Raw genomic sequence first — 20,448 nt, 5'->3', positions numbered from 1 at the left:
CATGAACCAAAACTGGCTGGCTGTCGCCTGCGCGTCCCACGTACGGATTGGAGTGGAAGGAGGCTTTATGCAAGTTTGCCACGGTAAACTTGCGCCTCTAAAAAAAATACAAGCAGGTGATTGCATCATCTATTACTCACCAACTCTGCACTTTAAAGGGATTGAGAAATTGCAAGCATTTACAGCACTTGGAATCATTCTACCTGGTGACCCCTACCAGGTAGATATGGGCAATGGTTTTTTTCCATTTCGACGCAATGTACTTTGGGCCAATAAAGGATTTGATGTTCCCATACACGCGCTCATTGAATCACTTGAATTGACAAAAAATAACAAGAATTGGGGATACCCCTTTCGTTTTGGATTATTAAAAATCACTGAAGAGGACAAACGCATCATTGCGAATGCCATGCAGGCTTATATTAATTAAAACTTCTATTTGGAGAACGGTATGACTGTTATTATCCCCCAATTGACTCAGATTCAAGAATTTACAGTAACTGGAATGAGTGTAAGAACAAAAAATGAAGAAGAGTTTAATCCTCAAACGGCAAGACTGCCTCAACTATGGGAACAATTCTTTGATTCAAACATCAGAGCACAACAAGAAAAGCCGGTTTATGGCGTATACCACCATTATGAGTCCGACTCATCAGGGTACTATACAGTCACCGCGGGAATAGAAATTGTGAATGAATCTAAAGCTACGAACTTAGATAGAGTCGCTATAAAAGCGGGCAACTATCTGGTTTTTGAAGCAATCGGTCCTAATCCCTCAGCAATCATTAATGCCTGGCAAACTATTTGGAGCTATTTTAATAAAAAATCAATATACGAAAGAACCTACCTCACTGATTTTGAGCTCTATAAAAAGCCTCATGAAAGTGCAGTATACATAGGCATAAAATAACCAACATAAGACATTAACTATGACAACAACTCTAAATAAAATCGAAATGATGGAGTCACTCAAAACACTTAGAAGCGAGCTCGAGTTACTCAAAAAACCTGATTCGGAGCAAAAAGCAATCTATTATAAAACGGGACCAGGAGATTATGCAGAGCATGACCAATTTATGGGTGTAAGCGTCCCTGATTTAAGAAAAGTCGCCAAATGCTATCAATCATTACTACCCTTTTCTTTGTTACAAGAATTGTTGTATTCACCCATCAATGAAGAGCGATTATTAGCCTTGTTGATTTTAGTAACCCGTTATCAAAAAGGAGATACAGACCTTAAGCAAACGATTTTTCAATTTTATTTAACTCACATCAATCAGATTAATAATCTGGAATTTAGTTGCCTAAGAAGTAAATCCAGGAGAGTGAAATATAATTTTCTTGGCTAAGGTTACATGCTCTAATACTACACGCAGTATGACCATCCCCAATGAGTTAAAAAAGTATTTTTGTCCTCTTCTGACTGCTGAGCAGTTCTATTTTTTCCAGTCAAAACCTGTTCAAGATAATAGCGTCCATCCCCAAAAAATCGTTGAAGTTGGTAAAACCGGCACAATTCATGGTTAATGCTACAGTTGGGATTCAGTTTTAAATAGAACTCAGTCAATGGAGCCTGTTCATAATGCCAAAGGTCTCTCTCAATTGGTGCAATTTTAACTCCATCCCAATCAACCAACCAAACATCAAAAGGAGTTTGTAGTACATTATAGTGGTGAGGGTCACCATGAGTTAGAGCAAAAGGGACTGGCTGCTGAGTGAACTTCTTTTTCCATTCTTGTAATTGAGATAGTCCTTGTAACAATTGCTTTTTATAACACTCCAGTTGGGACAACATCGATTCTGCATGCGTTTCCTCAATCACCTCAACTGAATTGTTAATCCAATCCTTTATTCCTAACGCATAATTGATATCAAAATGTTCTGTCTCAAAAAATGAGAACTCATGAACTGGAATTTGATGTAATTGAAATAGAAGAGTAGCCATTTTATCGGCCAAAAGCTGATTGGGCGAATAGGCTGGATGAATTCCTTCAATGTAGTCAAACAATGTCAAAATCAATTCATTGGTCCTAAAACAATAATGGCCCTGAACATCTGAAATCATATAGGACAAGTTCTTCATACCAAATTCGTTTCTGAATCGATTTAAAGCGATACCGGTCTGGTTGAGTGATTCAATCGTAGGATGGATTGGAACCAGCGATTGGCCTTCAGGATAAACTTTTAGAAAATATTTTTTAGTCGTATTCGTCGAAATAACAAATCCATAAAAAGACCCCACCTCAACAAAATGGAGCTCTGAGGCCATAATCTGGTAGCCTTGATATAAAAAATCCATCAGCTGTTCATCAGAATAATTTAATTCTCCACGGCGCATCTCTAGCCCTCTAAGATTGTTTGTCTAAATAGCAGGTGTAACGTTTACCGTGCTTATTTATAAATGCCTCACATCGAAATCCACATTGCTGATAAAAACCGTAAGCCTCATCGTCTGTTTCAGCGCGAAGCGTTTGTATTGGAAAATGATTGAGTACATATATCAGCATGTTCTTACCTATTCCTTGGTTTCTATATGCTTCAATTACCGAAATATGTCTGATTATGGCAAAACTCTCCTCTAAATGAAGACCAATCACACCAACCAAGTCATTTTTTAAAAACGCCCCTATAAGATACTGGCCAAGTTGAGTATAAGATAGAAGTACCTGTTTCATTTTTTCAGGTGTTGGGCATCCAACGCTTGGTTTAAGGAGATTGGACAATCCTGGATAAGAAAGTGAAATCTCTTTACACTCAATCTTGAACTGCCGTTTTTTCCTAACCAACTCCATAAGTTCCATGGCAAGCGTATTGATGTTATCCTGCGAAGAATCGAGAATAATGCCACCCATCTCAACAGTTTTCTTTTTAAGAAATAGAGCCCAATTGTTCATAGGGACATCTGCTAACTCAGGCTGATTGCGAAGTACACTCAACCGATGCTCTCGTATGGCTTGCTCCGTATGCAAACAAATCAGTAAATAATTTTCTATACCCTGCTCTCTAAGTGGTACTAAAGCAAATTCTGGATTAAATTGCCCCTCTAGGAAAATCAGCTTTTTATCATGAATCTGACTTAAACGCTCAATCCAGCATCTTGTAGTGACCTCTTGCCATTTTTCGGTTGAGCCGTATTGTTGGATCATGTCATCAAAACTGGGAACACCAATGCTATCAAAAAAATGAGAAGAAATGATCTCCTGAGGATATTGCTGTTCGATTTCTTTAAGCAATGTTGTTTTTCCAACCCCAGATGCACCCGTAATGAGTACAATCAATGGCTGTAAAGATTCGCAGTCGCGCATCATTTCGACCCATTAGCGTTAAATTTTGTTTATTATAACTGATTTGTTTTGTTGTGATGGGATTGCCACTTTCCTGTGTTCAAAAATGGTTTTTATATGAACAGGCAAATTGGCACACCAACAACCATAATTATGACCGCCAATAAATTCAGACTTATGGATAAGCATTCCTTTCTTTTCCATTAAATCAGCAATTCTTCGATTAGCTTCAAATGTTGCGATAGATTGAGTAGAGCCATCTTCGAATTCTAAGTCTACCGGAATCGTTTCATAAGTACCAATATCAAAAATAAATTGCATATTAGGATTTTCTTTATGGTGTTGTTCAATCTTTTGTTCTAAATCAGTCAATTTTTGCATTTCCAAGGAAGGTGATAAAGCAATAGCATTGCCAAACACAGTTGGTTTGGTTAAAGCGGCATAAAAAGCAGCTAAGCCACTGGCACTTTGCCCAACAATCGTTATTAATCTTGCGTCTTGAGTGATATTTAATTGGTTTTTATCATGTAACATCGGAATAAAATCATGCCCTAAAAATGAGGTGAATGCGTCATTACAGTTGTATTCATGCATACGATGAATGCTTGAGTATTCCAGAAATACTGCAACACAAGGAGGAATACTTCCCTCTTGAATGAGCTTATCTAAAATAAGCGGTGCCGGCATGGGATTTAAATAATCACTACCATCTAAAAATAAAATCATAGGGTAAGGTGTTGCCTGTTTATCGTAATCAGGAGGCAAATAGACCCAATATTTTCGTATCGATTGCTCAGGATTTTCGTAATAGCCTGGAACATTTTTTAAACGAGTTTCCAAGAAGTTCAGCTCGAAAGAAAAAAATCGATGTTCTTTTTTACATCGCTCAGGATGTTCCTTTGCTTTATCTAAAGAACAATCAGTTACAAAAGTTGGTGCATTAGGTAGCTCAATAATGGATTCCTTGCCAAAAAATTCGCCGGGATTGTCATAATCCATATAATAGGTTATTTCCCGTTTATTTCTTGGATCAGTTTGAACGCAGCCTTGATTAAATAAGTGCATTAATAACATTTGTGATTCTTTGAATTTTCCTGTTGGAACGGGGTAGAGGCTTTTAGTATTTTCTTGTTCTGGGAATTCCTCTTTTGGGGTATCTTCATCAACAATGAGTACGTTATACGAAGAGCGAAAAGTGCGCGGCAATATCAAAGTTAAGTATCTAATATCAGTGTTTGGAATAGCTTTAAATTGACTCTGCAAAGAACAAGGTAATCCAGTAAATGTAGACCACAAATAAATTGTTTTTTTATCGCTTTCCTCTCTATATAAAAAAGTGACCAAACACTGCTCTGGCTGATTTGGAACATCTTCAATAATGGGTGTTTCAACCCTTTGCCAAATTTGATCGTTTTCTTCTGTAGAAGTCGCTACAGCTAATTCCTCAATAAGATGTTGTAAATAAGGTGAATCATATTTTGGCATAGATACTCCAGGAGAGTTAGCATTACATCATCCTATCCATTTTAGAGCCTTTTTAAAGAGATAGGTTTAGCTTTATGGTTGTTCATGATATAAAGCAATTAATTCTTTACTCGAAGAACATCCTAACGAATCCATTAATTTAGCAATAACTCCTTCGACTGTCCTATAAGAAACATGGGCTTCACGCGCAATTTCCTTAGCCGTTTTTCCTTGAGCCAACAACTTAAGGTATATGGCTTGTTGCTCAGATAAATCAACTTTCGTATGACATACTTTATGGTATAATGTGAAATCTTTTTTCTCCAAAATTGTTTTTTTGGGCAGCATTTTTTCATTTCCCAAAATAGCCTTCGCAATACAACGCGTATGCTCTTCTAATTTGCCATCATCACCATGAATAGTCAGTGTAGCCACTTCTTTATATAAACTATCGCGCTCGTCATGTAATTGATCAAAAAAATCACTCAAACTTGGTATAGGCAATAAATTTGCTGGATTGCGTGCAGTACGCTCGATTTGAACCGGAGTACTCACATCCAAAAATACAGTCATTTCATTTCGCAATAATTGACAATTTTTTAAAGCTAGAACAACACTGGAATCGGTAGTTACGACAATGTGCTCTTGCGTGCAAAGGGACTTTAATATGTCAAACTGACACTCATAAAAAACATCACTTCCGGGGCTTCCAAGTATTTCAGACAAATGTCGTCCAACATGAGATTCTAACCCTAAATCTGCATCGACAAATTGCCACCCTAAAGATTGCGCCACAGACTTAGCTAATAATCCTTTACCAGCACCATGATGACCAATAATAAAAATTCGTTGAGGTTGATTCATTCTTACTAATCTCCTAAATCCAAATGATATAATAATTATACAAATAGGCCATAAGATGCATCAATACGTAGAACTACGTGAGTATCGAATACGTGATTATTATTTTAATCTAACAGAAGAATTAGTTTTGGGAAAAATAGCAATGTTTTTCTCTTACAAGCATTCACTTGAGAAGATACTCATTGCTAAAATAACAAACAAATCATTGATAACAATTTCTACGAGTAAGTATTCTATGCCTAACTATCTGTATCTCACCTTACAATCCGAACGACTTCAGTTAATTCCTGTTTCACTAAAATATGCAGAAGATTTATGTAAAGAATTTACTGCTGAAATTACAGAGCACATGTGGCCAAGTGCTCCGAAAACACAAGAGGAAATTAATCAGCACATTTCTGAACAGCAAATTAAAATGCAAGCAGGCTCAGAAATCGCATTGGTCATCATCAATAAAGAGAACCAGAATTTTTTAGGATATGCTTGCCTACACCAAGCAAATACAAAGACACCTGAATTAGGCATTTGGTTAAAGAAAAGTGCTCATGGATTTCATTATGGTTTTGAAGCGATGAATTTATTAAAAACCTGGGCTGAAACTAATATGGTTTATGATTATCTAAAATATCCTGTTGTAAGACAAAATATCTCTAGCCGGAAAATTGCTGAAAAAATGGGTGGCATTATTGAAGATGAATACATTAAAGCAAGTGAGTCAGGCAAGTTGCTTGATGAAGTAGAATATCGATTTTATGGTGCAACAATGACGAATACACAATCCAAAATAAATATTACTGCAGCCTTAGTACGTGAGCTCATTACGCAACAATTTCCACAGTGGGGTCAGCTACCTATTCAAACTGTAAACAATAGCGGTTGGGACAATAGAACCTTTCATTTAGGTACAGAAATGCTCATTCGCATGCCCAGTAGCGCCGAATACGCAGGGCAAGTGGAAAAAGAACAAACATGGTTACCCAAATTAGCCCCACTTCTTCCTCTTCCCATACCCGCCCCACTTGCGATGGGAAAACCCAATGAACTGTATCCTTGGAAGTGGTCCATTAATCGTTGGCTTCCTGGGGAAACGGCAGCAGCTACTCCCATTAATGATTTATCTGAGTTTGCACATGATTTAGCTCTATTTCTTAAGGCGCTCCAAAGCATCAACTCAATGGGTGGACCTCTTGCGGGTCCTCAGAGTTTTTATCGCGGTGGTGATTTAGCAGTTTATGATTCAGAAACACGAAAAGCCATCGAAGATTTGAAGGACACTATAGATTTCCGTGCTGCAACAGAAATTTGGGAAAAAGCATTATCAACTTCTTGGCAGAATCCACCCCTTTGGGTGCATGGTGATGTCAGTGTTGGCAATTTGTTACTTTCTCAAGGAAAATTAAGTGCAGTTATCGATTTTGGCCAACTTGCCATCGGCGATCCTGCTTGCGATCTTGCTATTGCCTGGACATTATTTGAAGGAAAAAGTCGGAGCATTTTCTTAGAAACCCTGGCACTTGACCCAAACGCTTGGGCACGAGGACGTGCTTGGGCTTTATGGAAAGCAATGATGTATCTTGTTAACCAACAAACCGAGATGAATTTTGAAGCAAAAAAAGCATTGCGCACGATTCATGAGTTGATCGAAGATCATAGGAAATGATTATGAAGACTTCTCACATAGAATGGGCTCTTAGTACCTTAAACGATTCAGGGTATCTACTTGAAACCACGAAACCAGAAATAGTTCTCGATACAGCCTGGTCAGAAGTGTGTCGTTTTCAAACAAATCTTGGGTTGGTCTATTTGAAGAAAGTGCCTTCTGCATTGTCATTAGAAGCCAATGTCATTCAGCTATTGCAGAAACAATTCAATGCCCCTGTTCCGCAAATCATAGCTCATAATCAAGAACTTCACTGTTTTTTAATGCAAGATGCTGGCATTTCTTTGCATGAGGTCTTTAAACAGGAAGTTAAGCCCAATCTTTTAATTGATATGATGCATCATTACACAATGCTGCAAATAAACTCCGCAGATAAAATAAGCTTGTTTCTTGATTTAGGTGTCCCAGATTGGCGCCTGCAGCAATTGCCAAAACTTTATCAGCAATTACTATGTGAAGAAGAGCTATTGATTGGTGATGGATTAACCCGAGAAGAATTAAAACAATTAAAAAGTTTAGATGGTAAATTAAGAACTTTTTGTGAGCAATTAGCCAGTTTTAAAGTACCTGATACTTTTGGCCATGCAGATTTTCACGGTAAAAATATTTTAGTGAATCCCCATACTCATCAAACCACGATGATTGATTTAGGGGAAGTTGTTATTACTCATCCTTTTTTCTCATTCGTTAATTGTTTGTATCGAGTAACAGAATTTTTAAAATTATCAACCAGTCAATATAGGCAATTGCAGGAAGCTTGTTTTAAAAATTGGCTATCGATAGAGTCATCTGTGCATTTGTTTGAAATTATTGCAATTATTCAGCAGTGTTGGTCTATTCATGCGGTGTTGGGCGAGTATCGCCTAATTAAAAGCATCGACCCAATCGCATTAATAACATTGCGCCGACAAGGCCGATTTTCTGGAAAATTAAGAGCTTGGATAGATCATTAAGTCATTATTTATTGTCGAATGAGTCGGATATTTTTTCTATCAAAAGTATTATTTTTGCTGGAGCGATAGGGATTAATATCCAATCCTCCACGTCTGGTATAACGTCCATAAACTGTTAATACTTCAGGTTTACAATAATTCATAATATCCACAAAAATTCGCTCTATGCATTGCTCATGAAATTCATTATGGTTTCTATAGGAAACAAGGTATTTTAATAAGCCTTCCCTATCTATCTTTTTTCCTTTGTAAGCGATGTACACACTTCCCCAATCCGGTTGATTGGTGACTAAGCAATTTGATTTTAAAAGGTCAGAATACAACTGTTCTTCCACCACCACATCTTGAACACTAAGAAACGATGGCTCAACCAAATAGACAAAGCACTCGACATCGAGGTGATCAATGCACTCGCCCGTCAACATTTGTGATGCAGCGTATTGACTCGCTTGTTCCAAGGAATAAATTTTAACTAAAACTGGTGATTCAACACGTGCCTCCAAATCTTTTTTAATCGTATTCTCTAACTCATCAATACTTTTTATTTTGGTGTTATTGAATGAATTAAAATATAATTTTAATGACTTGGATTCGATGAGCTTTGGCGAGTTACAATCATAAAAAATTTCACCAATCCCGACCACCGGTTTTCCTTTCTCGTTGAGCCAGGAAACTTCATAATGATTCCAGCAATCAAAACCCACAAAAGGCGGATGAGCAGGATCAATGCCAATTTCTTGCCGCTTACCCGCTCTGGGGATAGGATAGAGCCGATTAGGATTGTAGGTGGAATCGTAGTCCGATTTTTTACCTAACTCTGATTCACTAGCTGCTTGATATTTTTTTAATACAGGATCGCTCATAGTATTTAACTCCAATATTTCAATAATTTTTGCACTACTTTGCCAATTGATTGGCTGGTTTATTTCCAATTGACTGGCAATGTAAGTTAACAAAGAGGCTGCTTCATTTATTTTATTAGCCTTTTCGCTCAATTCGCGTGCTTGAAGGCTCATTGATGCAGCCAGATTAAAGTTTGGATTCCCAATGATTTCTTTGATGGTAGATAAAGAAAATCCAAGGAATTTTAAAGTGATAATTTGTTGTAAAATGAGTAAATCAGCTTCAGAATACAAACGATAGCCAGAATCAGAGCGCTTTGTTGGTTTTAACAAACCTACTTCATCGTAGTATTGCAATGATCGAATTGAGAGAGAGGTCATTTGGCTGATTTCTTTAATTTGATAATAGTTCATAAGCATCATCTCCTTAATTGATGATTCTAAGCTATCACGCAACGTGAGGGTCAATACTTAATTAGTAATAAAGAATAAAGGAATTTTTTGTTTCATGTTAAAATGTGCGACTCTATAGTTGTATTTACCACATAGTGGCTATTATGAGCTCAGATTCTATTCAATTAAATCAAAATCATGGGGGACCGCTCCATTATCTGGGAAATAGGAACCTTACTCTTCCAGATTTGACAGGGCATATGTCCCCTGATACTAGCTGGTTGAATGAGCATTTCTCTGTATTATTGGCAAATAGTAAGGGCCAAAAATACAAGAAAGCCATTGAGCCTTTTGCAGGTTCTGCTTCTTGGAGTCTGGCTGCAATGGAGATTGGCGTTGCAGAAGAATATATTATCAATGACAGCAATAAAATTTTGATTAATACACTTCTTTTAATTAAAGATAACCCTGCTCTTGTCAAAACTTCTTATACTGCCTTAATAGAAAAATATGATGCCTCCCTATCGAAGAAAGATTTTTTCCTTGAAGTGATTGGGAATTACAACCAAACAACTGATGAAGAAAAAGCGTTACTGCTCCCTTTCATCATTAATCATTCATGGGGCGGAATCCTTTTTTATGATAAGGAATTGAATATTATCTATCGCGAAGGTGAACTCTTTGAAGGAAAAAATGCTAATCGATTTCTTGAGCATGCGAATTTGTCCCTAGAAATGTTCTTGAGTGAGATTGACCGAGTATCTAACCTTCTTAATGCGAATCAAGTTTCATTCAGAAGTGGTGATTTTATGGACGTGATTTCGATTGCGACACCTGGTGATTTTGTGGCACTGAATCCTCCTTATCCAGAGAATGAACATTCGACGCTTGAAAAAGCTGGGATGTATATTGAACTTTATTCGCCTGAAAAACTGCACCAGAATTTGGTGCAAATCATTCAACATCTTGAAAGCCAAGGTATTCATTACTACATGACTTATGGATTTTATAATCCAAAATTCAGAAACTATGTCTTAGCTAATGAAAACCAGCGGCCAATTAATTACTTTCGTGTCCTAGGCTATGAGCATTGTGCTTTTGGAATAGGTCTTGATCAGATGTATTTTACGTCCCAATTTTCAATTCCCAAAGGTATAAACATATTCAAAGCGGAGGGAGTTTTGGGTGCCCAGGATATAACGCCTGAAGAAGCACTCAAACAATTTAAGTTGCTTTCAAAAAAATGTTTTGCTGTTATTTACCGAGCTTTTATTAAGCCTGAGCTTGAGATGGAGTATCAAAAGGCCTGGCATCAGGTCGCTTCCTATTTTGTGCAATATCGCGGTGCATTAGGTTCTTGCCTGCATAAAACTAACGATGGTATGTGGCTTGCCTATTCTCGTTGGCCTGATAAAGCTACTCGAGATGCTTCTTGGCCAGGCGAAAATGCCCCATCTGAGATGTTACCCAATGAAATTAGAAAAGCGGTTATAACCATTCAAGAGTGTATTGATCAAACGCAAAAACTACCCGAAATTACTATGGAAGTTGTCAATGATTTATTGTATTCAAACTAATAGAAGATGTAACTCATGAATCAAGCGCAAATGAATTACCAACTAGAGCTTGTTATAGACGCTAAGCTACTAGAACAGCAAGATAAAATTATTCGTGATGGGATAGTAAATTTTAATGCTCCTTTTACAGGAACCAAACCAGAGCGTTACTCAATCTATGTGAAAGATAACGAGGGTATTATTATTGGCGGAGCTATTGTGTACGCTCATAAAAGCTCAATATATGTTGATGTCCTCTGGGTTAAGGAGGAATACCGTGGTCTTGGTATCGGTGCTGAACTATTGCACAGCGTTGAAGCCGAAGCAATTACACGAGGAATTCCAGCATCGACATTAGATACTTTTTCTTTTCAGGCAGAAAGATTTTATTTAAAACAAGGCTATCAGCATTTAGGCACAATTAAAAATTATTTAGAAGGGCATGATCGGATCTATTTTAGGAAGCAATTGTAGAGAGGAGAGCATATCCCCCATAAGAAAATATGCCTTGAAAAAAGAACAGAACAAACGAAGCATCTATTCTCCAAAGTTAAACTTTTATTGGAAATGCTCGTAAAAGTTCATAAACAAATTAGAAAGGAAAAGGAGGTAACTTATTCCTATCTTTAAGCCAAAATGGATGATGCCATTCTTCATAGATGGAAACAGGCATATTGCTTTGTTTAAATTCATCAAAAGATAAGTCGCAAAGAAACCATTTAAGGAATTCCGCGCAAGTTTCCGGGCTTATTAATTGACCGGACTGATAAGCCTCATCAAACATTTTATGTAAATGAAATGAAGTTGTTTCTCTTAAAATTTTTTGAATTCTTGTATCCACCTCCCCTGGAATAACACAAGACACACCAATATTTTTCTCTGCTAGCTCTTTTCTCACAATAGCAGTTACTTCATCCAAACCCGCTTTGCTGGCACAGTATGTTGAGCTTTCTTTAAGTTTCAGAGTCGCTGCTCTTGATGTAACAAATAAAATCCGAGACTTCTCAGGCATCTGCGCGGCAAGTAGTGCTGTAAGTTTCATTGGAGCTAATAAATTAACCTGAAAAACTTCGTCAATACTGTCACAATCGTATTCGGTCAACGGACGTGGAGGACTTTTCATTCCTGCATTTTGAACTAAAAGATGAAGCGGTATTCCAGAATCATTAATAATTTTAGCAACCTGTTCGATATCACTATTGCGAGTAAAATCCGATTGAATGGGAACAAAACGAGAATATAGCGCTTTAGTATCCTCTAAGCTGCTTACATCCCGCCCTGTTCCATAGACAACCCAGCCGTCACCTAAAAGAATTTTAGCAAGTTCAAGACCAATTCCATGGCTGGCTCCGGTCACTAATGCAGCTTTATTATTGTTGATGTTCGTCATGAAGCATTCCTTGAAACTTAAGTTACGTTCGTGCGGTATGGTAATCAAAGTTGGCGAAAGTTAAAAGGTTATTCCTAATTCATGTGTTACTAATTGAATTAATTCTGGAATACTTGCCTTGACTTGAATAATAGTAGATAAAACCTGAAGCACCTGCTCAATACCAATGCCCTGCTGCTCTTTATCAGAACTAAAAGAACGGTTTATATTATATACTAGCCAATTGATCCAATTGCCAAGAACACCATAAAAAGCAGCTTCCAAATGATCCTGATTTATTGTTATTCCAGAAGACGCATATGTATTTAGCATTTTTATAAATAAAGTTTTATTAAACAGCGGAGTAGTAATTCCACTCCAATCAAGAGCACAATTGACTATTTCATAAGTGGGATTAAGTTTTCGCGCAGACTCCCAATCAATGAGAAATGGAGTATCATTTTTATCCCATAAAACATTTTTTTGATCCAAATCACCATGGCTTACTACACTACTACTTTGTAGAATAGGTATTGTTTTTTGATAGATATCGTTAAGCTCAATTATAACTCGTTGATTACTTTTTAATTGCTCCTTAAACACCAAATTTTTGCTTGCTGACTGGTCTATTAACACACTAATTTTTTCATTGGGATGAATATCAAATTCTTGAGCACTTAGCTGGGGAACATTAAGATTAATAGGATGAATTTCAGCCAAAAGAGTGGCTATTTTAAGCGCATGCATCTCAGATATAGCGTCTTTATCCAATGCTTTTGCTGTTATCCAAGGATAAACAAGAAAGGCCTCATCTTCTGAAAGGATTAAGTAATTATTTTCTAATTTTAGAGCATGAACTGCGGGAATAGTACGCTGGGAAAATTGGAAAGCTATCTGTTCTGTCAATTCATATTGGGATTTAACTTCTTCAGTCAATTGGATGCTGCTATTGAGTTGTTTTACAGCAAACTGCGAGCCATTGCACTTCAGATACCACATTTTATGTAAAAGACCGCCATAGACTCTTTGAGGCAAGTCAAAAGGTTGGTTCATCTTTAATTTTTTACAGATTGTTTCTAGTTGACTTCTATTCACTATGAGCCGCCTTAAGAATGCCTTGTGTCTCTGACTCTTCATTAAAAAATTTAACAAAAAATGTTTTGCTTAACTTGGGATTTTTTTTATTGATTCTCGTAAATTCCGGCATAAAACCGCACTTTTTATAAAACTCTGGAGCTTGAAAAGCACTGGTCACCAAATTGATATTATTAAAGCCCTGACCTTTGAAGTGATGTTCAAGAGCAAGTAATAACTGTTTGCCATATCCTTTACCACGATAAGCACTGTCTACCCAAATATCATCCACATAAATTTCTGCAAACGCAGTAAAGGCATTAAGCGCACCAAAAATTTCTCCATGGGCAGAAGAAATGGTCACTGAAAAACGTCGATAATTGACGTCAATACCATGCTGAGCCTCATAGGCAATAAATCCATTTGTCATTCGTTTTTCCGTAGCTTCATCAAGTTCATCAACAAATTGGATTTGATATTCTTTCTTGCTTTCTAAAGGCTTGCTGCATTCATGTGCTGTACTATCAAAACGAAAAATAACTCGTTGTGGTTGATGCGGATCATAATTGATTGTTTTAATTTCTTCCTGGAAATTGCCCATTGTAATTTTTGAAATAGTTTTGCGCCAAAAACTAAGCCCTCGCTTATTTTCTGGAATCACAGAAACCTCCCATAAGCCTGGATGCATTTTCCATAATTCAGAGGAAACTAAATAACCTAAACCTTTGCCTTGAAACTTAGCAGTAATAAAAAACTCGCCCATATTCCATGCAGTATAAGGGTAAACTCCTTCGTGATTTAATAGAGCAAAACCAGCTAATTCATTACCAACTTTAATCAGAAAGGCTTTTCTTGTCGGCTCTTCAAAGTATTTTTTAAAATCGAAGCTTTCATACAGGCCATCGGAAGGCAAAGCCCAATCATCTGAAATAAAACCACAGTCACGCGAGAGTTCATATACATAAAATCGTGCCATGTTTTGGATGGTAGGATAATCATCTAATGTTGCTGTCTCAACTTTTAAAGCAGAGTGTAATTCTTTGATGTTCACAGCATTTTCCTTAAATACAGTTTCGCCATATGACCTTCATTCTGATATCCAAGCGATTTGTAAAAATCATGGGAGCCCTCTTTCGCTCGCCTAAGTCCAGATGTCAAATCAATGATACAGGGACTAAACTTTCTGGCAAATTCCTCAACAGTAATCATAAGCTTTTTACCTATTCCTTGATTACGATATCCTTGGTCGACCACAAGGCCTTCAATATGAAATCTTGTTATTTCGGAAACAAAAAGATAACTCTTAGACCAAGCAATCCAACCAACAACTTTTCCAGCAATTTCCGCAAGAAGGACACCGTAATGCAGTTCACTAGTAAATAGCTCTAGTCGTCTTTGCAACTCCTTAGACGATTGCGGATAACCCAATTGCTCCATTAAAGGGTGAAGATGTTGAGCATCATCAATTAATGCTTTGCGGATAATCAGTTCAGAAGGCACTTTATGCCTCCAGATTAACTCTATCCCCGGATAGATTAGGAGATGAAATCACCAAAAAAGAAACCAAATTTCCAGAACTATTTTTCACTTTATGGGTTATCCCTGCTTTAATACTTATTCCTTCCTGTTCCTGTAACATCTGTTCATAGTCTTCAAACTCAATAACCAATTGTCCTTGCAAACAATAAAAAAATTGTTCTGTTTCCTGATGATAATGTTTTACCTCAAAACTGCCTGAGGGCATCGTTTCATAAAGAACGTTAAACTGACCATCATTTTTTAACCACCATGCATCACAATTTTGTCCCCACTTAAAATGAGGCGCATTGTTTATTGAGACAACCTCTTCTCTCACCGAAGATTCTGATACAGGCAGTTTTGGTTTTTGACTTAAGCTCGAGACTGAATCACCATTTAAGAGTCCGATTTCTCTTGTTGCCTGAAATTCTTTCCGCAAAAAATAGAATATAGAGTTTTTCTGAAACCCATGCCGTTCAAACTCAAGTTCAAATCCTAATTTTTTATAAAATTCTATTGCTTCCCAATCCATAGTATTAACTGTTGCAAAAGCACAATCTTTTTCATTGCCATACCTCAATGCCGCTTGCATGAGCTTTGTTCCCCATCCTTGATGTCTGATGGACTCACTCACCCAAAGATTATCGATATGAAGACCTCCATAGAGGGTTCCACCACTACAACCACCAATAATGCTATTATCTGCATCACGAATAAAGCATGCAAAGAAATCTAAGGATTCGAATCCTCTTTGTTGTTTGGCGTACTCCTTAATTCCATTTGTTAATATTTGAACATCATCAGGGTTTGGATTTTCTAAAAACGATAATTTTAAAGTCATCTCATTTATTCCACTGTAGGAGGCCAGGCACCATGCTCCACATAACTTGCCTCATCACTGCCTGACCAAGGTGGCATAGTAACGCAAATAAACACCAAATCTGCTGCATCACTTCGATATTGAAAATGTGTTCCCAAGGGAATATCGATGCTGACTCCAGCAGTTAAAGGGGTAATGCTCTCTTCATCGTTCAACTTACGCCAAATAGTTCCTTCCCCAGAAAGGACATGCCAAAATTCAGATACAGTTTTATGACGAACTGCTTTGGAAATTGTGCCTGCCTTCAAAGTACAGTGAGCCATTCCACCTAAATGATTATTCATCAGCAATCGAACCTCAGCTCCTGCTGGTGAAGTGTGTTGATATTCTTTGGGTATTTCTTGTGTATTCATTTATGCCTCTATTAAACCAATGCTCTCATCAGTTTTATCAAGTGGTTATTTCTTCATTTTTAATTTTGAATCGTAACGCAAGTAGTATCTGCATCTAAAGTAACTACTTTGCCAATTGGAAGAATGCAATTTTGCTTACCATGTCCATAGGAAAACTCTTTAATACAAGGGACTTTTAATTTAGAAGCCCATTCATTGATTACATCTTCTACCGTACCATCGCTCTGATTCGACTTCTTACTTTTACATTGTTCAAATGTACCAAAAATAACGCCGGAAACTTCATCAAAAACTCCTGCTAAATCTAATTGTGAGAACATGCCATCAATATTATAGGGCTCGACGCCAACATCTTCTACCAACAAAATACTTCCTTTAAAAGTAGGCATGTAAGGCGTGCCCATTAAATTAGTCATAAGGGTTAAATTGCCACCAAGAAGAGTACCTCGGCTAACGCCTCCATGAACCTTTATTCCTTTGCGAATTGTGTACTCTTGGCCTAACAAAGAAGAAAATAATGTTTTTTTAACTTGGGTACTTAAATGAATGGTCAAAGTAAACCCTGTATAACTTACTAAGCCAGTGTTTTTAAATAGGCCTAATTGCAACGCTGTAGTATCACTAAACCCGAATAATGGTTTTGGGTTTTTCTTAATCAATTCATAATCTAAGAAAGGTAAAAGTCGTTGCGAACCTTGTCCTCCTCGGGTTGCAATAATTGCTTTCACTTCTGAGTCTATAAAGAAATCCATCACATCTTGTGCACGGTCACGGTCTTTACCAGCTAAAAATCGTTCTGATCCAAACATATGCTTTGCATACTTTACATTAAATCCATTCGACTTTAATAAATGAACTCCTACTTCTATTGCTTTTTCCGTAATAGGACTCGAGGGAGAAATAAGCCCCACGATATCTCCTCTTTGCAGTGGTTCTGGACATAGAATATTCATTTATTACCTCAATTATTTTCTGCACTCAAAAACAATACTTTCGTCTGTTTCATTAGGCGATGCGCTTCGGTCAAATGCTTTAACCGTTCGTACATTGCTAAAACCAACCTCATTGAGCAAATTGAGCAAGAAAGAAGTGTCTTGATAAATTCGAATTTTGTATTCCTCAACCTCTGTTTGAATTATACGGTTGTTATCAATCAGTTCATATTTACCTATAGAGTAACAAATCTCCTCATCGAGCATAACTAATTGGCTGAGTAGGATGATTGTGCCATCTTCTTTTGGCCATCTTGTGCCTCTCCATATACCTAATTCATTAGGAACCGCATGAAGTGTTTCTACTTCAAATACAAAAAGTCCTTTATCTTCCATATGTTCATAAATGGTTTTTAAGGCTTTTTGAATATCAATCTTTTCTGTGATGAGACCAAATGAACCGCTGGGTATAAAAATTAAAGAATATTTATCGGTTTGCTTTAAATCTTCAATAAAACCATGCCAGGCTTTTGGCTTAAGATTTTTGCTCTTTGCTTTTGCATGCAGTCGTTCTAGCATTGGCTGACTTGCGTCAAAGCCATGAACATCAAATCCTTCTTCAGCCAAAGGCAGTAAAAATCGACCTGTGCCGCACATAGGCTCTAAAATCAAGCCTTTAGCCTCTGCGGCATAGCTTCGATAGAATGAGTATTCATCTTGTGGTGCATTAGGTTTACTTAAATCATATACTTCAGTACAAAGGCTCTGATAAGTTTCCAGTTTTTTCATGGGTTCCTCATTGAAATCCAATACCATTAAATATTCGTCATAGAAGGTACCATTAATTTTAAGTGCTTTAGGTTCGGTACCATAAATTCGAAATCCTTGCTTTTGATAAAAAGCGCAGGCCACAAAATTACTTACTACACAGGTTAGGTGCAATTGAGTGACGCAGGTCCTTGCATGCTGTATCAGGGTTTGAATTAATGCTGTTGCAATACCTTTTCCTCTGTATTCAAGACGAGTATACATACCCCAAAGTACACCTCGGTGTTTGGTTTTAAGTGAAATAAGCGTATAGAATCCAACACAAGACACCAATAAATCGTCAACAAAGACACCCAATACATATCCTTTACTTAATCCATGTTGAAAATCAGCATCGGACATAAGCACTTCCTCTTCATAAGAAGAGCCAAAGCTTTCAGGTGAATTCTTTAGCGCTTCTAATCGAAATGATTTCCATAGTTCCCAGTCTTCTTGCATTACCCTTTTTATCTTCATAAACTGATCTCCATCACCGTTACAGGATGAGATTTAAATTCATCCATACCGATTTTTTTCCACCCAAGGCGCCTATAATACTCAGGTATGGTAGGATCAAGAGCAAACAAGTACAGTTTTTCAAAGCCAAGTTCTTTTGCTTTCTCGACTGCGGCATCAACTAATATTTTTCCGATCCCCTGTTTTTGATATTTTGGATCAACCACCAAATCACCAATCCACGGCCCTAAATCTGGTCGAATATCTTCGTTTAATTGCAAAGTACAAGAACCTACAGGAATTTCATCGTATAGCGCAATGTAAGTAAAAGGCATCTCTTGGTTCAGCTCTTCGTAATACAAAGATTCAATTTCTTCAATTCCGATCTCTGGCATCCAGATTTTACCTAAAACTTCATGCCAAATCTTAGCAAGCTTTGGAATACAGTCTGAATATTGTTTTAGGTAGGCTATTGTTATCATCATAATACCTGTAAAAATGGATTATTCCTCGCACTCGTGGCAAGGCGTTCCTTGATGAAACACCATTTGCCAACGATTGTGTTTGTATTGCCAGAGCGAAGAACGTAAAGAACTTTTTGAGGCAACAGTAACCTTATAAGTTGCCAACATGACTTCAGGCGACACCTCTAAAACTGAAAAATCATTAACCATATAGCTTCGTTGCTCTTCTTCTGGAAGAGAATCAAGTAGGTCGTTCTTATTGTAAATTGAGCCAGAGGCCCCATACTCGATAAATTCATCAGCAATCAATAGTTTCAGTTGCGCAATAGATTTTCTCGTTTCCGACCTTAATAGAGAAATTTCTAGCTCATAAATCAATTGGTGTTCTTGTTTCATAGCGATTTTCTCATCAAATAAACGTTGAAATCCAAAAAACAATTATGCTCTGTCATGGATATGACAAAATACCCAAGCTGTTCATAAAAAGATCTTGCCTGAAATTCGGCCGTCTCAATGGTAATCACTTGGCAATTCTTTTGTTTTGCAAAAATTTCCAGTTTTTCCATGAGATTTCGTCCTAATCCTTTTTGTCTAAAATCCGGATGAACCCAAATGCAATCGACATAGCAATTGGCTCGAGTGACATCCCCATAACAACCTGCTAAAACGGTCCTTTTGTCGATAGATTTTATGTAGATGGTAAAGGGAGTATGATTGTAAGCACCAATCATTTCTTCATTGTAGATCTTTAAGCCGTCAGATAAAATGGCAGTGATTTCTTGGTTGGTTCGTTCTTCGAAACAAATCTCATAGTCATTGTTCTTGGCTAAAATTATAAGCTCTGGTATTTTTGCATCTTCTGGTGCATCGGAATGATAACCGCTCCAAAGAATACCTCCATAAGGTTGTAGTATTTTTTCAACCAACTTTTTTAAATGAGTTGAATCACCTTCCTTATAAACTCGATTAAAACTTTCAGAAAACTCCCTGGCTAAATTGGGATTTTCTTGATGCAAATAGCGAATGATTGATTTACCATTGGCGCACCATTTATTTTGAGCTCTAAAATAAAATTGAGACAATGCTTCAAAAAGCCATGAGGCTGAGGCAATTTGTTCTTCATAAGACTTAGGAGATAAAATATCTTCTAAGACATCCGTAATTAAAAAACGCTCTTTATCAATTTGATTTTTATCCCAAGAAAGAGGTCCGCGCTTTAAGTAAAGATGGGCCTCCTCTCTAATCCCGTTTGAAAAATCGCTAGCTGGCATCATATCTTTTCCCGACAAAATCATTTGAATGGTTCCTGAAATACCGGAATTTATTCTCGATTCTTCAAAAAAATAACGAATGGATTCTCTGTCGTGTACAAAAGCATCAATAGGCCAACCTTCATAAACAAAGGCTTCACGATAAACTCTGATTAATTTTTCATAGACGATTACGAGATCTAAATCTGAGACTTGGGTTTCTTCCCCTTGAGAAACCGAACCGGCCCAAAAAACAGCACGTGCTTCTGAGTAACGTTCATGAATTAACTTTTGAATTGTTTCTTGAGGTGAGCAACGCATGTAATCTG

General features: G+C 37.2%; 23 protein-coding genes and 1 pseudogene. 7 read left to right on the top strand and 17 right to left on the bottom strand.

Going from position 1 to position 20,448, the window contains the following annotated elements:
- Position 1: 1 nt before the first annotated feature.
- From ACF8MK_RS17670 to ACF8MK_RS17660, 3 genes are read left to right on the top strand one after another with little or no spacing between them, the layout of a single operon-like run.
- Positions 2-430 (top strand): EVE domain-containing protein, encoded by a 429-nt coding sequence (locus ACF8MK_RS17670; protein ID WP_029489149.1) that lies wholly within the window; start codon positions 2-4, stop codon positions 428-430.
- Positions 431-451: 21 nt separating this feature from the next.
- Positions 452-910, top strand: a complete 459-nt coding sequence (locus tag ACF8MK_RS17665) for a GyrI-like domain-containing protein (RefSeq protein WP_010655410.1) — start codon at positions 452-454, stop codon at positions 908-910.
- A gap of 19 nt (positions 911-929) precedes the next feature.
- Complete coding sequence (locus ACF8MK_RS17660) at positions 930-1,349, top strand: DNA alkylation repair protein (protein ID WP_238585460.1); 420 nt, start codon at positions 930-932, stop codon at positions 1,347-1,349.
- Positions 1,350-1,366: 17 nt separating this feature from the next.
- Here the strand turns inward: ACF8MK_RS17660 and ACF8MK_RS17655 are convergent, their stop codons facing one another.
- From ACF8MK_RS17655 to ACF8MK_RS17640, 4 genes are all read right to left on the bottom strand, one after another.
- A complete protein-coding gene (locus ACF8MK_RS17655; protein WP_058478625.1) occupies positions 1,367-2,338 on the bottom strand; it encodes a phosphotransferase in 972 nt (323 codons plus the stop codon).
- Positions 2,339-2,348: 10 nt separating this feature from the next.
- Positions 2,349-3,308: a GNAT family N-acetyltransferase gene (locus ACF8MK_RS17650; RefSeq protein ID WP_058478626.1), complete on the bottom strand. Its 960-nt coding sequence runs from the start codon at positions 3,306-3,308 to the stop codon at positions 2,349-2,351.
- A 15-nt stretch (positions 3,309-3,323) separates the two neighbouring features.
- Positions 3,324-4,769, bottom strand: coding sequence for an esterase family protein (locus ACF8MK_RS17645; protein WP_058478627.1), 1,446 nt, complete (start codon positions 4,767-4,769; stop codon positions 3,324-3,326).
- A 72-nt stretch (positions 4,770-4,841) separates the two neighbouring features.
- On the bottom strand, positions 4,842-5,612 hold the full coding sequence (locus ACF8MK_RS17640) for a shikimate kinase (RefSeq protein WP_058478628.1): 771 nt from the start codon (positions 5,610-5,612) through the stop codon (positions 4,842-4,844).
- A gap of 55 nt (positions 5,613-5,667) precedes the next feature.
- Between ACF8MK_RS17640 and ACF8MK_RS17635 the strand changes: the two genes are divergently transcribed.
- Both ACF8MK_RS17635 and ACF8MK_RS17630 read left to right on the top strand, forming a co-directional pair.
- Positions 5,668-7,272 carry a GNAT family N-acetyltransferase gene (locus ACF8MK_RS17635; protein ID WP_241652494.1) on the top strand — a complete coding sequence of 535 codons (1,605 nt, stop codon included), beginning with the start codon at positions 5,668-5,670 and terminating at the stop codon, positions 7,270-7,272.
- 2 nt (positions 7,273-7,274) lie between these two features.
- Positions 7,275-8,225: an aminoglycoside phosphotransferase family protein gene (locus ACF8MK_RS17630; RefSeq protein ID WP_129796187.1), complete on the top strand. Its 951-nt coding sequence runs from the start codon at positions 7,275-7,277 to the stop codon at positions 8,223-8,225.
- Between the two features lie 8 nt (positions 8,226-8,233).
- Here the strand turns inward: ACF8MK_RS17630 and queF are convergent, their stop codons facing one another.
- On the bottom strand, positions 8,234-9,448 hold the full coding sequence (gene queF, locus ACF8MK_RS17625; RefSeq protein ID WP_392539005.1) for an NADPH-dependent 7-cyano-7-deazaguanine reductase QueF: 1,215 nt from the start codon (positions 9,446-9,448) through the stop codon (positions 8,234-8,236).
- 176 nt (positions 9,449-9,624) lie between these two features.
- Here queF and ACF8MK_RS17620 point away from each other — a divergent pair, with 176 nt between their 5' ends.
- Both ACF8MK_RS17620 and ACF8MK_RS17615 read left to right on the top strand, forming a co-directional pair.
- Positions 9,625-11,037, top strand: a complete 1,413-nt coding sequence (locus ACF8MK_RS17620; RefSeq protein WP_082650876.1) for a DNA adenine methylase — start codon at positions 9,625-9,627, stop codon at positions 11,035-11,037.
- 15 nt (positions 11,038-11,052) lie between these two features.
- Entirely contained in the window at positions 11,053-11,490 is a 438-nt protein-coding gene (locus tag ACF8MK_RS17615; RefSeq protein ID WP_058478629.1) for a GNAT family N-acetyltransferase, read from the top strand.
- Positions 11,491-11,608: 118 nt separating this feature from the next.
- Here the strand turns inward: ACF8MK_RS17615 and ACF8MK_RS17610 are convergent, their stop codons facing one another.
- The 12 genes and pseudogenes from ACF8MK_RS17610 to ACF8MK_RS17555 all read right to left on the bottom strand — a co-directional run bounded on the left by ACF8MK_RS17610 (position 11,609) and on the right by ACF8MK_RS17555 (position 20,440).
- Positions 11,609-12,406 carry an SDR family oxidoreductase gene (locus tag ACF8MK_RS17610; RefSeq protein ID WP_082650877.1) on the bottom strand — a complete coding sequence of 266 codons (798 nt, stop codon included), beginning with the start codon at positions 12,404-12,406 and terminating at the stop codon, positions 11,609-11,611.
- Positions 12,407-12,466: 60 nt separating this feature from the next.
- Positions 12,467-13,480, bottom strand: a complete 1,014-nt coding sequence (locus ACF8MK_RS17605) for an aminoglycoside phosphotransferase family protein (protein WP_058478630.1) — start codon at positions 13,478-13,480, stop codon at positions 12,467-12,469.
- Positions 13,473-14,510, bottom strand: coding sequence for a GNAT family N-acetyltransferase (locus tag ACF8MK_RS17600; RefSeq protein ID WP_058478631.1), 1,038 nt, complete (start codon positions 14,508-14,510; stop codon positions 13,473-13,475). The genes ACF8MK_RS17605 and ACF8MK_RS17600 overlap by 8 nt, the downstream gene beginning before the upstream one ends.
- Entirely contained in the window at positions 14,507-14,959 is a 453-nt protein-coding gene (locus ACF8MK_RS17595; protein ID WP_080443927.1) for a GNAT family N-acetyltransferase, read from the bottom strand. The genes ACF8MK_RS17600 and ACF8MK_RS17595 overlap by 4 nt, the downstream gene beginning before the upstream one ends.
- Position 14,960: 1 nt before the next feature.
- Positions 14,961-15,818: a GNAT family N-acetyltransferase gene (locus ACF8MK_RS17590; RefSeq protein ID WP_058478632.1), complete on the bottom strand. Its 858-nt coding sequence runs from the start codon at positions 15,816-15,818 to the stop codon at positions 14,961-14,963.
- A gap of 5 nt (positions 15,819-15,823) precedes the next feature.
- Positions 15,824-16,210: a cupin domain-containing protein gene (locus tag ACF8MK_RS17585; protein ID WP_058453043.1), complete on the bottom strand. Its 387-nt coding sequence runs from the start codon at positions 16,208-16,210 to the stop codon at positions 15,824-15,826.
- 59 nt (positions 16,211-16,269) lie between these two features.
- Positions 16,270-17,163 carry an LD-carboxypeptidase gene (locus ACF8MK_RS17580; RefSeq protein WP_058478633.1) on the bottom strand — a complete coding sequence of 298 codons (894 nt, stop codon included), beginning with the start codon at positions 17,161-17,163 and terminating at the stop codon, positions 16,270-16,272.
- A 12-nt stretch (positions 17,164-17,175) separates the two neighbouring features.
- Entirely contained in the window at positions 17,176-17,931 is a 756-nt protein-coding gene (locus ACF8MK_RS17575) for a class I SAM-dependent methyltransferase (RefSeq protein WP_058478661.1), read from the bottom strand.
- 90 nt (positions 17,932-18,021) lie between these two features.
- A pseudogene (locus tag ACF8MK_RS17570) lies at positions 18,022-18,312 on the bottom strand (GNAT family N-acetyltransferase); the annotation flags it as partial.
- Between the two features lie 110 nt (positions 18,313-18,422).
- Positions 18,423-18,887, bottom strand: coding sequence for a GNAT family N-acetyltransferase (locus ACF8MK_RS17565; protein ID WP_058478634.1), 465 nt, complete (start codon positions 18,885-18,887; stop codon positions 18,423-18,425).
- A 21-nt stretch (positions 18,888-18,908) separates the two neighbouring features.
- Positions 18,909-19,265, bottom strand: a complete 357-nt coding sequence (locus tag ACF8MK_RS17560; protein WP_011212577.1) for a DUF4440 domain-containing protein — start codon at positions 19,263-19,265, stop codon at positions 18,909-18,911.
- The gene (locus ACF8MK_RS17555; protein WP_082650883.1) at positions 19,262-20,440 is read right to left on the bottom strand and encodes a GNAT family N-acetyltransferase; all 1,179 of its coding nucleotides are present in this window, start codon (positions 20,438-20,440) and stop codon (positions 19,262-19,264) included. The genes ACF8MK_RS17560 and ACF8MK_RS17555 overlap by 4 nt, the downstream gene beginning before the upstream one ends.
- Positions 20,441-20,448: the final 8 nt, after the last annotated feature.

It is taken from the genome of Legionella sp. 227 (assembly GCF_043161935.1).
Classification (GTDB): Bacteria; Pseudomonadota; Gammaproteobacteria; order Legionellales; family Legionellaceae; genus Legionella; species Legionella sheltonii.
Note: the sequence above shows the minus strand (reverse complement) of the source record. Positions and strands in the feature narration are given on the sequence as shown.

What these genes read in the sequence shown, in the direction of transcription:
- ACF8MK_RS17555 (WP_082650883.1), bottom strand. Translation starts at nt 20,440, where the DNA reads ATGCGTTGCTCACCTCAAGAAACAATTCAAAAGTTAATTCATGAACGT.
- ACF8MK_RS17640 (WP_058478628.1), bottom strand. Translation starts at nt 5,612, where the DNA reads ATGAATCAACCTCAACGAATTTTTATTATTGGTCATCATGGTGCTGGT.
- ACF8MK_RS17565 (WP_058478634.1), bottom strand. Translation starts at nt 18,887, where the DNA reads ATGATAACAATAGCCTACCTAAAACAATATTCAGACTGTATTCCAAAG.
- ACF8MK_RS17575 (WP_058478661.1), bottom strand. Translation starts at nt 17,931, where the DNA reads ATGAAAAAACTGGAAACTTATCAGAGCCTTTGTACTGAAGTATATGAT.
- ACF8MK_RS17590 (WP_058478632.1), bottom strand. Translation starts at nt 15,818, where the DNA reads ATGACTTTAAAATTATCGTTTTTAGAAAATCCAAACCCTGATGATGTT.
- ACF8MK_RS17610 (WP_082650877.1), bottom strand. Translation starts at nt 12,406, where the DNA reads ATGACGAACATCAACAATAATAAAGCTGCATTAGTGACCGGAGCCAGC.
- ACF8MK_RS17670 (WP_029489149.1), top strand. Translation starts at nt 2, where the DNA reads ATGAACCAAAACTGGCTGGCTGTCGCCTGCGCGTCCCACGTACGGATT.
- ACF8MK_RS17615 (WP_058478629.1), top strand. Translation starts at nt 11,053, where the DNA reads ATGAATCAAGCGCAAATGAATTACCAACTAGAGCTTGTTATAGACGCT.
- ACF8MK_RS17630 (WP_129796187.1), top strand. Translation starts at nt 7,275, where the DNA reads ATGAAGACTTCTCACATAGAATGGGCTCTTAGTACCTTAAACGATTCA.
- ACF8MK_RS17665 (WP_010655410.1), top strand. Translation starts at nt 452, where the DNA reads ATGACTGTTATTATCCCCCAATTGACTCAGATTCAAGAATTTACAGTA.
- queF (WP_392539005.1), bottom strand. Translation starts at nt 9,448, where the DNA reads ATGACCTCTCTCTCAATTCGATCATTGCAATACTACGATGAAGTAGGT.
- ACF8MK_RS17655 (WP_058478625.1), bottom strand. Translation starts at nt 2,338, where the DNA reads ATGCGCCGTGGAGAATTAAATTATTCTGATGAACAGCTGATGGATTTT.
- ACF8MK_RS17635 (WP_241652494.1), top strand. Translation starts at nt 5,668, where the DNA reads ATGCATCAATACGTAGAACTACGTGAGTATCGAATACGTGATTATTAT.
- ACF8MK_RS17580 (WP_058478633.1), bottom strand. Translation starts at nt 17,163, where the DNA reads ATGAATATTCTATGTCCAGAACCACTGCAAAGAGGAGATATCGTGGGG.
- ACF8MK_RS17560 (WP_011212577.1), bottom strand. Translation starts at nt 19,265, where the DNA reads ATGAAACAAGAACACCAATTGATTTATGAGCTAGAAATTTCTCTATTA.
- ACF8MK_RS17660 (WP_238585460.1), top strand. Translation starts at nt 930, where the DNA reads ATGACAACAACTCTAAATAAAATCGAAATGATGGAGTCACTCAAAACA.
- ACF8MK_RS17650 (WP_058478626.1), bottom strand. Translation starts at nt 3,308, where the DNA reads ATGATGCGCGACTGCGAATCTTTACAGCCATTGATTGTACTCATTACG.
- ACF8MK_RS17645 (WP_058478627.1), bottom strand. Translation starts at nt 4,769, where the DNA reads ATGCCAAAATATGATTCACCTTATTTACAACATCTTATTGAGGAATTA.
- ACF8MK_RS17620 (WP_082650876.1), top strand. Translation starts at nt 9,625, where the DNA reads ATGAGCTCAGATTCTATTCAATTAAATCAAAATCATGGGGGACCGCTC.
- ACF8MK_RS17585 (WP_058453043.1), bottom strand. Translation starts at nt 16,210, where the DNA reads ATGAATACACAAGAAATACCCAAAGAATATCAACACACTTCACCAGCA.